The sequence below is a fragment of the Pseudomonas sp. TE6283 genome (assembly GCF_054060555.1).
Genome location: NZ_JBSSDH010000015.1, coordinates 91,391 through 104,161, shown reverse-complemented (window position 1 = coordinate 104,161; position 12,771 = coordinate 91,391). Strand labels below are relative to the sequence as shown.

10 protein-coding genes are annotated in these 12,771 nt (G+C 63.2%); 1 reads left to right on the top strand and 9 read right to left on the bottom strand.

Annotated features, from left to right (window positions below; translation table 11 throughout):
* Nucleotides 1–51: 51 nt before the first annotated feature.
* From hldE to ACVWZ5_RS19100, 3 genes are all read right to left on the bottom strand, one after another.
* On the bottom strand, nucleotides 52–1,473 hold the full coding sequence (hldE, locus tag ACVWZ5_RS19110) for a bifunctional D-glycero-beta-D-manno-heptose-7-phosphate kinase/D-glycero-beta-D-manno-heptose 1-phosphate adenylyltransferase HldE (protein ID WP_336196390.1): 1,422 nt from the start codon (nucleotides 1,471–1,473) through the stop codon (nucleotides 52–54).
* Nucleotides 1,474–1,602: 129 nt separating this feature from the next.
* Nucleotides 1,603–3,411, bottom strand: a complete 1,809-nt coding sequence (msbA, locus tag ACVWZ5_RS19105; RefSeq protein WP_028688296.1) for a lipid A export permease/ATP-binding protein MsbA — start codon at nucleotides 3,409–3,411, stop codon at nucleotides 1,603–1,605.
* Nucleotides 3,412–3,426: 15 nt separating this feature from the next.
* Complete coding sequence (locus tag ACVWZ5_RS19100) at nucleotides 3,427–4,602, bottom strand: O-antigen ligase family protein (protein ID WP_186600358.1); 1,176 nt, start codon at nucleotides 4,600–4,602, stop codon at nucleotides 3,427–3,429.
* A gap of 104 nt (nucleotides 4,603–4,706) precedes the next feature.
* Between ACVWZ5_RS19100 and ACVWZ5_RS19095 the strand changes: the two genes are divergently transcribed.
* Nucleotides 4,707–5,312: a BUD32 family EKC/KEOPS complex subunit gene (locus ACVWZ5_RS19095; protein WP_062572653.1), complete on the top strand. Its 606-nt coding sequence runs from the start codon at nucleotides 4,707–4,709 to the stop codon at nucleotides 5,310–5,312.
* Between the two features lie 3 nt (nucleotides 5,313–5,315).
* On the opposite strand, the gene ACVWZ5_RS19090 is transcribed toward ACVWZ5_RS19095, so the two are convergent.
* The 6 genes from ACVWZ5_RS19090 to ACVWZ5_RS19065 all read right to left on the bottom strand — a co-directional run bounded on the left by ACVWZ5_RS19090 (nucleotide 5,316) and on the right by ACVWZ5_RS19065 (nucleotide 12,625).
* On the bottom strand, nucleotides 5,316–6,404 hold the full coding sequence (locus ACVWZ5_RS19090; RefSeq protein ID WP_457340787.1) for a glycosyltransferase: 1,089 nt from the start codon (nucleotides 6,402–6,404) through the stop codon (nucleotides 5,316–5,318).
* Nucleotides 6,405–6,484: 80 nt separating this feature from the next.
* A complete protein-coding gene (locus ACVWZ5_RS19085) occupies nucleotides 6,485–7,441 on the bottom strand; it encodes a glycosyltransferase family protein (protein WP_301142614.1) in 957 nt (318 codons plus the stop codon).
* Between the two features lie 16 nt (nucleotides 7,442–7,457).
* Nucleotides 7,458–8,861 (bottom strand): PIG-L deacetylase family protein, encoded by a 1,404-nt coding sequence (locus tag ACVWZ5_RS19080; RefSeq protein WP_457340786.1) that lies wholly within the window; start codon nucleotides 8,859–8,861, stop codon nucleotides 7,458–7,460.
* The gene (locus ACVWZ5_RS19075) at nucleotides 8,858–9,754 is read right to left on the bottom strand and encodes an antimicrobial resistance protein Mig-14 (RefSeq protein WP_084943320.1); all 897 of its coding nucleotides are present in this window, start codon (nucleotides 9,752–9,754) and stop codon (nucleotides 8,858–8,860) included. Before ACVWZ5_RS19075 ends, ACVWZ5_RS19080 begins: the two co-directional genes overlap by 4 nt.
* Nucleotides 9,754–10,884: a glycosyltransferase gene (locus ACVWZ5_RS19070; RefSeq protein ID WP_062572649.1), complete on the bottom strand. Its 1,131-nt coding sequence runs from the start codon at nucleotides 10,882–10,884 to the stop codon at nucleotides 9,754–9,756. Before ACVWZ5_RS19070 ends, ACVWZ5_RS19075 begins: the two co-directional genes overlap by 1 nt.
* Nucleotides 10,868–12,625 carry a carbamoyltransferase family protein gene (locus ACVWZ5_RS19065; RefSeq protein WP_062572648.1) on the bottom strand — a complete coding sequence of 586 codons (1,758 nt, stop codon included), beginning with the start codon at nucleotides 12,623–12,625 and terminating at the stop codon, nucleotides 10,868–10,870. Before ACVWZ5_RS19065 ends, ACVWZ5_RS19070 begins: the two co-directional genes overlap by 17 nt.
* Nucleotides 12,626–12,771 lie beyond the last annotated feature (146 nt).

The window sequence follows — 12,771 nt, the reverse complement described above, 5'->3', positions numbered from 1 at the left end:
CCCGCTCCCAGCGTTTCATGGGAGCGGGCTTGCCCCGCGACTTGCAGCCTATCAGTGCTTGCGGATCTTCTCGACGATCGCCGTGGTCGAGCTGTTTTCCACCAGGCCCAGCACCTTCACCGTGCCGCCGTAGGCCTTGACGATATCGGCGCCGACCACCTGGTCGATACCGTAGTCACCGCCCTTGACCAGCACATCCGGCTTGACCTGGCGCAGCAGGTTCTCCGGCGTGTCCTCAGGGAAGCTGATGACCCAATCCACCGCACCGAGGCCGGCCAGCACGGCCATGCGTCGGTCAACGCTGTTGATTGGCCGGCCCGGGCCCTTCAAGCGGCTGACCGAGGCATCGTCGTTGATGGCGACGATCAGCCGGTCGCCCTGGGCGCGAGCCTGTTCCAGGTAGGTCACGTGACCGGCGTGGAGGATATCGAAGCAGCCGTTGGTGAAGACGATCTTTTCGTTGTGCGCACGGGCATCGTCGATGGCCAGCAGCAGCTGCTCCAGGCCCAGCACGCCCCGCTCCGAGCCCTCTTCACGCTGGATGGCGCGACGCAGTTCAGGGGCGCTGATGGCGGCGGTACCCAGCTTGCCGACCACGATGCCGGCGGCCAGGTTGGCCAGGGCGACGGCATGCGGCAGGTCCTCGCCCGCGGCGATGGCGGCGGCCAGAGTGGAAATCACCGTATCACCGGCACCGGTGACATCGAACACTTCACGGGCGCGGGCCGGCAAGTGCAGGGCCGGGTGGCCGGTGCGCAGCAGGGTCATGCCATGCTCGCCACGGGTCACCAGCAGCGCGCCCAGGTCCAGCTCGTCGAGCAGCTTCAGGCCTTTGGCGACCAGTTCGGTTTCGTCGGCGCAACGGCCAACGATGGTCTCGAACTCACTGAGGTTCGGGGTGATCAGGCTGGCACCGCGGTAGATCGAGAAATCCTTGCCCTTGGGGTCGGCCAGCACCGGGATGCCCTTGCCGCGGGCGGCCTGGATCAGCGCCTGATGGTTCTGCAGCGCGCCCTTGCCATAGTCGGACAGCACCAGCACCTTGACGCCTTTGAGCAGGGCATCGACCTCCGCGCCCAGCGACAGCGGGTCGGTGGCGAACGGCTCCTCGAAATCGATGCGCAGCAGTTGCTGGTGACGGCTCATCACCCGCAGCTTGACGATGGTCGGCTGGTGGGCGATGCGCTGGAAGATCGAGCGCACACCGGCGGCGTGCAGGCTGTTGGCGAGACTGTCGGCAGCCTCGTCCTGGCCGGTGACGCCGACCAGAGAAGCGGGCGCGCCGAGGGCAGCGATGTTCAAGGCCACGTTGGCCGCGCCGCCGGGGCGATCCTCGATCTGATCGACCTTGACCACCGGCACCGGCGCTTCAGGCGAAATACGCGAAGTACCGCCATGCCAGTAGCGGTCAAGCATGACATCGCCGACCACCAGTACCGGGGCTTGATCGAAACGCGGCATGGACAACTTCATGGGCAACCCATTTTTGGAAAAGTGAACAGGGGCAGGATATTAGCACAGGGTCGTGGATGGCTTTACCGCCACCTTCGCTGTGGACAACTGCAGTGACAATCGGGGCCGTGCCAGCCCCGATGCTTGGATTTAGGTGATATCGACGTTTTCCGGCGCATCCAGGCCCATGGCATGCAGACGGGCATAGTAGCCATTGGCCTCAAGCAGCTCGGCATGGGTACCACGCTCCACCAGACGCCCCTGCTCCATCACCAGGATCATGTCGGCCTTCTCGATGGTCGACAGCCGGTGGGCGATCACCAGTGTCGTGCGCCCCTGCATGACATGGTCCAGGGCTGCCTGGATATGCCGTTCGGACTCGGTATCCAGCGCCGAGGTCGCTTCATCCAGAATCAGCAACGGTGCATTCTTCAGCAGTGCACGGGCTATCGCCAGGCGCTGGCGCTGACCGCCTGACAGGAGCACACCGTTCTCGCCGACCTCGGTGTCGAAACCTTTCGGCAACTGGTCGACGAACTCCTTGGCATAGGCATCGGCGGCCGCGGCCTCGATATCGGCACGCGGTGCACCGGCCAGGTCGCCATAGGCGATGTTGTTGGCCACGGTGTCATTGAACAACGTGACATGCTGGGTGACCTGGGATACATGTCGACGCAGGTTGCGCAGGCGGTACTCCTCGATTTCCACGCCATCGAGCAGAATCTGCCCTTCGCTGTGGTGATAGAAACGCGGAATGAGCGCGGCGAGGGTCGACTTGCCGCTGCCGGAACGACCGACCAGGGCAATCATCTGGCCAGGTTCGGCAGTGAAGCTGATGTCGCTGAGCACCTGACGCTCGGTACCTGGGTAGGTGAAGCTCAGATTGCGTACTTCCAGACGGCCCTGCACACGCGCCTTCTCAACGGTACCGGTATCCACCTCAGGGGCTTCATCCAATTGCTCGAAGATGCTCTCGGCACCGGCCAGGCCTTTCTGGATGGTCGAACTGACCTCCGAAAGCTGACGGATCGGCTTGGGCAGCAGCCCCGCGGCCGTGATGTAGGCAACCAGGTCGCCAGCCGATGCGTCCCCACGCAGGAACAGGACCAGGAACATCAGCGCAGCCATGGCGCTGTAGATCACCAGTTGCAGCAGCGGCGTGTAGAGCGCGCCGGTCTTGGTCATGCGCAACTGCTTGTCGGTGTTGCCCTGGCTGGCGGCGCTGAAGCGCTGCTCCTCGTAACGTTCACCGCCGAAACTGCGCACCACCCGATAGCCCTGGATGGTCTCGGAGGCAACATGGGTGACGTCACCCATGGCCACCTGGATCTTCTTGCTCTGCTTGCGGAATTTCTTGCTGGCAGTGCTCACCATCACGGCGATCACCGGCAGGATCGCGACCATGACCAGCGTGAGTTGCCAGTTCATCCACAGCAGGTAGGCGAACAGGAAGACCACCGTCAGGCCTTCACGGATCACCACCTTGATCGCGTCGGTCGCAGCGCCGGTGACCATCGTCACGTTGAAGGTGATGCGCGAAATCAGGTGGCCGGAGTTGTGGTTGTCGAAATAGCGGTTGGGCAGCACCAGCAGCTTGTTGAACAGCTCCACGCGCAGGTCGTGCACCAGGCACAGTGACACCTTGGCCAGGAAGTAGTTGCCCAGGAACGACCCCAGGCCTTGCCAGGCTGCGATCAGGATGATCAGCAGCGGCACGGCCTGCAGCAGTTGCAGGTCGCGCAGGTAGGCCACGTTGGGGAACAGGACGGCCTGGGGATTGCTCAGGCCGTCGACGAAGTACTTGAGGATCCCGGCCAGCATCGGCTGGGTCGAAGCGAAGATCACAAACCCGACGATACTCAGCAGGAAGATGCCGATGTAGGGTTTCACGTACCTCAGCAGCCTGAAGTAGATCTTCAGGCTGGAGGTGTTCTCCACCGGTAGCGGTGTTTCGGCCATCATCGAGCTCGCTGTTCAGATTGAACCGGCGATTTTACCACAGCGTCGTTTCTGGTCATCTGCCCACGGCAACAACATTGCCAGGCCTACTGGCAGCCAGCTGATGAACCATTCGGCCCGTGGCGTGGCGGTCAGGCTGGCGGCATCGAATTGCATGGCCAGGGTGGAAAACACCCAGAGGCCAAGCAGCGCCTTGCCGAACACCGTATGGCGGGCTCGTACGATCTCGCCCAGAGTGAAAAGCCAGATTGCCACCCACAGCAGCATCCCTGGCAAGCCAAGCTCCACGGCGACATGGGTGAACATGTTGTGCGTGTGCTCGAACATCTCTCCGAGCGCCTCCACTCGATAGTAGGCCCCCAACCCCAGTCCGGTGAGGGGATGCTCACCGATCATGTGTACGGCGGACATGAAAATCTCTGGTCGGTAGGACGAACCTCGCGCCATGATCAGGTCGTACATCTGGTAAAACGCCGCCCCCGTGGCCAAGGCGGCAAGGAGCGCGAACAGCCCACTTGCGCGATCACGGTGCCACAAAACACCCAGTATGACCGTCACGACCAACGCAAATGCCGCGCCGCGGCTCTGGCTCAGAATCACGAACGCTCCCAGACACGCCAGCGCGAGCATCCAGGCCAGTTGCAGGCCACGATGACGCGGGCAGGCATACAGAATCCACAGGATGGCGGCGGCAATGACGTAGGCACCCAGAATCGGATGGGAGATCTCGCCTATACCGGCCAGACGCTCCACCCACGACTGGCCAGACATACCATAGAAGCGCACGATCGATATCAAGGCAGCTATGGCCAGCAGCCCACCACCCAGTTGCAACAGTCGCCAGCAACGCGCGATACCCATTTGGGCCATGAGCGGAAAAGCCATGAGGAACAACAGGATATATAATAACCGTTTGCCTTCACGCAGACCGTCTTCTGCACTAGACCACATCAGGGTCACGGCGCTCCAGGCCAGCAATGCGGCGGTTGCGATCCACAAGGCTGGCTGCCGGCGCCAGGCCTGAAGGAATACGTGCCTGGCGGACCATGCCAACCCCAAGGTCGGCAGCCACAGGAACAGGATCATGCCCTGCTGGTACAACTTGTTGGTTGGCGCCAATGCCACCGCCGCCAGAAACCAGACAAAACCCAACCCCAGCCAGGCCTTTGCCCAGCCCTTCTCATACAACATTCCTTTCCCCCGATGAAACGTAAAAACACCGTCATGGTGCTGGCAGATTTTTTTCGGCATTATTGCCGGTCATTTTGCCTGCCATGAAGACAAGGCTCGAATACATGCAATGTTCCCGGCTCTCCCAGGTCGACTTCGATCGATTGACTCTCGGCGCCAAGGTGCTTGAGGCAGATAGCCACGGCGCCAAAGTCTACCTGCTTGGGGATGGAAATATCCTCAAGGTGTTTCGTCGCAAGCGTCTGATTTCATCTGCACTGCTACGCCCCTACTCGCAGCGCTTCATCGACAACGCCATGCGCCTGGGCCAGGCCGGTTTCCCGACCCTGGAAGTGATCAGCCACCACAAGCTGCCGCTGCCGGGCCGCACGGCAGTGCTCTATCGACCGCTGCCGGGCGAGACCCTGCTGCAACTGTCGCGCCAGCCCGACTTCAGCTGGAACCGGCAATTGCCGCGCCTGGTCGAGCTTATTCGGCGACTGCATCACGCGGGGATCTACTTCCGCTCGCTGCATCTGGGCAACGTGGTCGAGACCCCCGAAGGCCTGCTGGGCTTGATCGACGTGGCCGACATGCGCTTCCTGCGCGCCCCGCTCTCTTCCCGAATGGTGCAACGCAACGTACAGCACATGGTTCGCTACATCGAGCGAGAACCCCTCGCCCGAGAGTTTCCCCTCGATCAGTTCCAGGCGGCCCTGGCGGCGCGCTGACACTCAGCGCGCCAACAGGCTGGCCGAACCGGACCGGAACGCTTGCCATCCCTGCTCCGGCGCCAAGGCCTGCCACTGCTCCGAAGCCTTGACGCCGGCATCCTGGAAGGCGCAATCGTCAATGACGTCAGCCCAGGCATACGGATCGTCCGTCGGCAGGTAGCGGCCCGAATCAGCCAACTGTTCTCGAAAAACCGGCAGGTCACTGCAGACGACCGGCACCTTGGAAAGCACGGCCTCCTGCAGCACCAGCCCGAGGCCTTCCGAGCGGGAGGGCACCAGCAACCAGTCGAAGGCCGGGTACAGTCGTATCGAATCTTCACGGTGGCCATAGAACCGGACACGATCACCCACGCCGAGCGATCTGGCCTGCGCTTCCAGCTGCCCACGCAACGGGCCATCGCCGAGTATGACCAGGCGAGCGCCGTGCTGCACTGCGCGCGTCCTGGCGAACGCTTCGATCAACATCTCGAAACCTTTACTCTCGACCAGGCGACCCACCGCCCCCAGCACAAGACCATCCTCCATCAGCGACAAGGCCTGCCTGGCCTGCTCCCGATCCAGCGAATGATCGGTGAAGGCCCGAGGATTCAGCGCCACACGCAAGCTTTGCACCGAACGCCCCAACCCCTGGGCCAGCGAAAGCGCCAATGTCGTGGAGACAGCGGCGACCCTCAGGCGCTCTACAGGAAACTGCCGGAACAAGGCTACATCGCGTCGGGTCAGGCGTGTCGTACCGTGGAACAGGACGGCAACCTGCACGTCTGGAAGCTGACGCAACACTGGCAGCAGCAGCCGGGCAACACCCAGTCCGTCCAGCAACAGCACATCGGGAACCACCACCTTCAGCGCGCGACGCAGACGCCACTTCACCCAGGACAGTGCCAGTCCGTGCGCTAGCCGCCCCTTGAGCACGCGTGGCGACAAATGCCAGCTGCGCGTCTGGCCCACGCCGCTGCACAAACCCTCTCCGAGCAGAAGCCAGTTGGTCACATGCGCACCACTCGGGGCATGCGCCAGCACCTGCCGGTGCACACTGTGGATGGAAGCGAAGGGCGAACCACCCGACCACATCACATTGAGGATATTCAACGGCGTAACGCCCCTTTGATGATTCGGTGGGCCTTGAAGCCAGCCGTTTTGCTGATTACGTAGTCTTGCTCGAATCTACGTCAGAACCCGAGCCGCAAACGCAAGCGCTGCCAGGTGGTCAGCGGCGGATGCACTCGCAGTGCAGGCACCATGTGCTCGACAATGCTTCGGCCCACGGCCGCGAAACTGAAGCGCGCAGTGGCCAGTTCACGCCCATTGCCAGCGATGAACGCCGACAGCGCCGGATCCTCGCGTAACCGACGCAGCTTGGCCTGCAGCGTCGGGATGCTGTCATACAACACCACGTTGCGCATGTCCTCGAGCCCCAGTGCGCGGTTCTCCGCTTCGCCCTGGTCGTAGGCGAACAATACGCAACCGCAGGCCATCGCCTCGAAGTTCTTGATCATGTACTCGCCCATGCCGACGTCGGCACTGACGAAAAAACGGATACGATTGAGGGTATTGCAATAGTCCTCGCCTGACTTGGTACGGGTGACCACCAGGTTCTCCACCTGTCCCAACTCATCCAGCAAGGCTTTGCGGCCACTGTAGGCGACACTCTTGGTGCTGCCGACGAATGCCAGCTCGATATCGCGTTCGCGCCCCTGGTCGGCCAGCAGTTGTTCGTCGTAGCCCTTGGGCACGAATACCGCGTCGAAGCCTTCCTGGCGCAGGCGCTCGCTGACCATGTAGCCAGAGCTGATGATTCGGGCCCAAGGCAGTTGGCGGTAATGCTCGCTGAACTTGCCGGTGTATTTGCAGGGTATGTAGTTCTGGTACGCGTCGTGCTCGAGGATCACCAGGTTGGGAACGCTGCGAATGAACGCAACCTGACGGATTTCCTGCTTGAAACGCAGGAAGAACACAATACGGTCGTAGCGCGTGACGTCCACTTCCCGCTTGAAGTAGCGACGCAGGTTGCGCTGGTCCTCGTCGCTCAGCCAACGCAGATCGCAGTCGCAGTTGGCCGCGACGCCGTCGTACAGGCGGTCGAGAATCGCCCGTTGTTCCTTCTGCACCAGAAATAGGACTTTCATTGCTTTCCTTGGGCGCTCACAGGTCGCGACGCCAGAACAGTTCATGTCGGCGCACCGCCTTGCGGAAGAATTCGTTCTCTCCGTACGGCGATGGGCGGCGCCCTGCCAGCCAGCGTTGCAACGCACGGCGCAGGCGACGCTTGAAGGGGGGGGCAGGTTGCAGGTCATGCATCATGCCCAGGGCCATGGCCTTGTCGCGCTGGGTGTCGATATCCAGCACCAGGCTGCAGGGTGCCCAGGCTTCGGCGGCTTGCAGCTGCGGCGGCAGGGCCACGCCATCACCGCTGTCGCCCATCGGCCAGCGGTCGTTGTCATGCAGGTGGTTGGCGTAGCACAACAACGTTTCAGGCTGCCACGCCAGGCCTTGCAGCGCCTCGAGCACAGCGGCCTGGGCACAGATGTGGTCCGGGTGCGGATCGAGCACCGGGTGCGGCATCACCAGCACCTGGGGCCGGGCCATCTCGAACAGGGCACGCAGGTCGGCCAGCAGGTTGTGCCAGGTCGGCGCACCATCGACATCGGCCGGCAGCGGGAACGGATTGAAACGGCGGAAGGGGCGGATGTCGGCAAGGTCGGCTTCACGCGAGCCCACCGGCAGATCCGGCGCAACCTGCATGACTGGCAACTGCAGGCAGAAGTAGCCCAGCTGCACGCAATGCGACTCCGGCACGCCTGCCCAACGTGGCACGGCGATGCTGTCCCAGGCGCGCAGGCGGCCCTTCAGCCTGGCCGCCTCAGCCTTGGCCAGGCCCATGGCCTGGTAGTGTTCGGCCTCGATCTCACCGGCAGTCAGGGTGACAACCCAGGCTTCGTCGGCCTGGCTGTAGAGCCCATAGGCCGCCAGCTCGGCGTCGTCGGCATGGGGGGCAATGACCATCACTCGGCGGTTGCGCAGTTCGACCGCTGGGGTTATCCACAAGCGCGCTGATTCTTTCAATCGGCAATGCCGACCACGCAGACGCAACGTGCCGGCCGCCAATGGTTCGGCCAACCCGGTCAGATTGAGGAAACGCACTCCGTTGACGCCACGCTCGAACGTCTGCATGTCGCTGGCGGCCCCCGCCACCAGCTCGACGCGAGGATCAAGGAAACGCCCGAGCCAACGGCTACGAATACCGATTTCAAGGATCAGTGTCTCGTCACCTTGCAGTGCAACATCGGTCTGCAGCAGATCGCCCCGCAGGCTCGCTGCGATTTCTCGAGTGTCCTTGGCAAAACGGTAAGCGTAGTCTTCGCCCGGCGAGTAGAACAGGTGATCGGCGAACCAGGCCTCGTGCGCCACCCACAGCAGCGCCAGCAACAACAGCGGCAACCACCACACACCCAACACGCCCAACGCAACCAGCAGCACCAGGCCCACCAGCAGCCCCAGGCGCTTGTTGCGCCGGTGGCGCTTGAGCAACTGCTGCTTGCGGCTCACGACTGGAACACCGGTACAGGGTTGCACCAACGGTCCTTGTACTCACGGTCCGCACGACCGAACGAGAACCGCAATGCCTTGCCGCGGGCCGTGGCTTGCTCCCAGGCAGACTGGGTGTTGAGGAAGCTCAATACGCTCCCAGGGCTGAAGGCCTTGGTGTCTGGATCGACCCCGCCGTTGACGTATTCGACGCTGATCCATTGCGGCGCCTCGACGCGATACACCAACTGAATGGCGATTGGCGCCCCCTCGAGGAACAGCACCGAGCCGATCAGCAGCTCCCGCAGGCGCTCGACCACCTCGGCCATGCGGGCAGCGCCGGTGGCCGGGAAGCCCCAGCGACGCTGGAACAAGTCACAGTACATCGCGGCAATCTCGGCGGCAGTGAAATCGCCGATCGGCCGCACCTGGCCACCCGCCTCTTCCAGCAGTCGCAGCTCACGGCGTTGGTTGTAGCGGAATTTCTTCGACAGGTCCTCGTGGGGACGTGCCATGGCCAACTGCTCGGGTTGTGCCTTCAAGCCGGCGAAACGCCCCTGGTTCAACTCCGACAGGTAGCGACCGGCGTGGCGCAGCGGTGCCCCGGCATCGGCGGCGGCCGGCAGGATGATCTCGGCATTGCCCAGGTCGAACAGGCCTTTCTTTCCTTCGCGCTTGAGCACGTCCTTGGACAGCGCCAGGTGGCGCCCCCAGGTCGGCAGCGCGGCCTTGAGCTCGGCGCCCTGGAACCAGCCCAGGTAACGCACGGGAATTCCGGCCAGGTCGGCCAGTTGCTCGATCACCAACGGGTGCGTGGCGACACTGCCGCCATGACGCTGCCAAGTGTCGTTGTATGCGTCCGCGTCGATCACTTGCCAGCCGCGTTCGCGCCAGGCCTTGAGATGATTGAGCATCAGGCCTCCGACATCAGCGCGCGGACTTGCGGCAGTTGCCAAAAGGCACCCCGCACCGCCTGGTCGCTGAAGCGCTGCTGCAGGCGCTGCAGCATATGCCCGGCGCATGCCTCGCGCTGCTGCGCATCCAGGCCGGCCATGTGCTTCAGGCCCTGGGCCAGCTGCGCGGCATCGCCCAGCGGGAACAGCACACCCACACCCTCGACCACTTCCCGGGCGCCGCCACAGGCGGTGGCCAGCACCGGTACGCCAGCGACCATGGCTTCGAGCAAGACCATGCCAAACGGCTCATGGTCGGAGCTCAGGGCGAACACGTCGAAAGCGCGGAAGTAACGGCGGGCATCCGGGACCTGGCCGAGGAAGTCGACCTGGTCGGTGATGCCCAGCTCAGCGGCCAGGGCCTTGAGTTTCGCCTCGAGACGCCCCTTGCCCAGAATCGCCAGGCGCGCGCCGGTCGGCAGCCCCGGCAAGGCTTCGGCAAAGCCGCGCAGCAGCGTGGCCTGGTCCTTGTCCGGATGCAGGCGACCGACGTTGCCGACCACCCAGGCACGTTCATCCAGGCCCAGTGCACGGCGCGCCTCGCCACGCGGCACCAGGCTGGCCTGCAATGCCTCGACGTCGATGCGGTTGTACAGGGTCTGAATACGCTCGGCCGGCCACTGGCCCAGGCAGCGACGCATGTCGTCACGCACCGCGTCCGACACACCGAGCAGGCTAAGGCGCCTGCGGAACAGGTTGGCGAACAGCCGTCGCCCTTTGCGCTCATAGTCGCCGAAGGCATGGTGCACGCCGATCACCGGCAGGCCGGTCCCGAGCAGCGCGACATAGATCGGCTTGAAGCGGTGGGCGATGCAAAAGCTGAAATTGCGCTGCGCGGCGATCTTGCGCAGCGCGCGGATCGCGCCCAGCTTCAGGCCGCGCACGGCCTTGGAACTGAACTCGAGAAACAGCACCTCGTCCGAGGCACAGCCAGCCGCTACTTTTGCGTCGGCTGCCCCGGTGAGGAACACGGTAGTGACCTTGTAGCCGCTGCCCTGGAACAGGCTGGCGTATTGACGGGCACAATCGAGGAACGGCCCGTCATAACCATGGCAGAACTGCAGGATGCGCGGTTCAGAGCGGCTGGTCATACGGCGCGGCGCCTTCCTTGACCACCAGGATGTCTTCCATGATCAGGTACTGCAGGTCCGAGCCGAAGAACATGTTCAGGGCGTCGGTCGGCGAGCAGATCATGGGTTCGCCGCGGCGGTTCAGCGAGGTGTTCAGCGACACGCCGTTGCCGGTCAGGTTTTCCAGCGCCTTCATCATGTCGTAGTAGCGCGGGTTGTACTCGCGCTTGAGCACCTGGGCGCGCGAAGTGCCGTCCTCATGGACGACTTCCGGCACGCGGGCCTTCCACTCTTCGGCGACTTCGAAGGTGAAGGTCATGAACGGCGCGGGGTGATCGATCTTGATCATCTGCGGCGCGACAGTATCGAGCATCGACGGGCAGAAAGGTCTCCAGCGTTCGCGGAACTTGATCTGGTGGTTGATGCGGTCGGCAACGCCTTCCACGCTCGGGCAGCCGATGATCGAACGACCACCCAGCGCACGCGGACCGAACTCCATGCGGCCCTGGAACCAGGCCACCGGGTTGCCATCGACCATGATCTTGGCGATCTGCTCCGGCATGTTCTCCAGCTTGCGCCATTTCGGCTGGCTCGGGTGACGGGCACAGGCGGCGATCACGTCTTCATTAGAATACGCAGGGCCAAGGTAGACGTGTTCCATCTTCTCGACCGGCACGCCACGGGCGTGGGACACGTAGGCGGCCGCGCCAACGGCGGTACCGGCGTCGCCGGAGGCCGGCTGGACGAACAGCTCCTTTACATCATCACGGGCGATGATCTTCTGGTTCAGCTTGACGTTCAGCGCGCAGCCGCCGGCGAAGGCCAGCTTGCCGGTCTCTTTCAGCGTGTCGCCCAGGTAATAGTCGATCATCTGCAGGGCGAGCTTCTCGAACAGCGCCTGCATGCTGGCGGCGTAGTGGATGTAAGGCTCGTCGGCGATGTCGCCTTCGCGTTTCGGACCCAGCCACTCGATCAGCTTGGGCGAGAAGTAGAAGCCCTTGCCCTTCTCTTTATAGCGGCGCAGGCCGATGACGTTGGCGTATTCGGTGTTGATCACCAGCTCGCCGTTTTCGAAACTGGCCAGGCGCGAGAAGTCGTACTTGCTGGCATCGCCGTATGGCGCCATGCCCATGACCTTGAACTCGCCATCGAGCATCTCGAAGCCGAGGAACTCGGTGATCGCGCCATACAGGCCGCCCAGCGAATCCGGATCGAAGAATTCCTTGATCTTGTGGATCTTGCCGTTTTCGCCGTAGCCAAAGAAGGTGGTGGCGTACTCGCCCTTGCCGTCGATGCCGAGGATCGCGGTTTTCTCTTTGAAACCCGAGCAATGGTAGGCGCTGGAGGCATGGGCCAGGTGGTGCTCGACCGGCTCGATCTTGATCTTCTTCGGATCGAAGCCCAGTTGCTCCAGGCACCAGACGATCTTCTTGCGGTAGCGCTTGTAGCGGCGGTTACCCATCAGCAGCGCATCGAGGGCGCGGTCCGGGGCGTACCAGTAGCGCTTGGCGTAGTGCCAGCGAGCCTTGCCGAACAGGCTGATAGGGGCGAACGGAATGGCCACCACGTCGACGTCAGACGGCTTGATGCCGGCCTGCTCCAGGCAGAACTTCGCCGACTCGTAGGGCATGCGGTTCTTCGCATGCTTGTCACGCACGAAGCGCTCTTCTTCGGCGGCGGCAATCAGCTTGCCGTCGATGTACAGGGCCGCGGAAGGGTCATGGCTAAGGGCGCCGGACAGGCCAAGAATCGTCAGTGCCAAGGGTCTAGCCTCTCAAATCGGTATGAAGTGCGCCAACGGCCATTCGGACGGATGGCGGCTAAAGGGCGGGATTATAACGCAAAGATGGTCAGGCGCGATGCACTCGCGCGGGAGCGGGCTTGCCCCCACGAGGGTCACATGCCGTT

Bases quoted from the DNA above. Each gene is read 5' to 3' on its own strand.
- ACVWZ5_RS19085 (WP_301142614.1), bottom strand. From the start codon at position 7,441: ATGAAAGTCCTATTTCTGGTGCAGAAGGAACAACGGGCGATTCTCGAC.
- ACVWZ5_RS19100 (WP_186600358.1), bottom strand. From the start codon at position 4,602: ATGTTGTATGAGAAGGGCTGGGCAAAGGCCTGGCTGGGGTTGGGTTTT.
- ACVWZ5_RS19075 (WP_084943320.1), bottom strand. From the start codon at position 9,754: ATGCTCAATCATCTCAAGGCCTGGCGCGAACGCGGCTGGCAAGTGATC.
- msbA (WP_028688296.1), bottom strand. From the start codon at position 3,411: ATGGCCGAAACACCGCTACCGGTGGAGAACACCTCCAGCCTGAAGATC.
- ACVWZ5_RS19095 (WP_062572653.1), top strand. From the start codon at position 4,707: ATGCAATGTTCCCGGCTCTCCCAGGTCGACTTCGATCGATTGACTCTC.
- ACVWZ5_RS19070 (WP_062572649.1), bottom strand. From the start codon at position 10,884: ATGACCAGCCGCTCTGAACCGCGCATCCTGCAGTTCTGCCATGGTTAT.
- hldE (WP_336196390.1), bottom strand. From the start codon at position 1,473: ATGAAGTTGTCCATGCCGCGTTTCGATCAAGCCCCGGTACTGGTGGTC.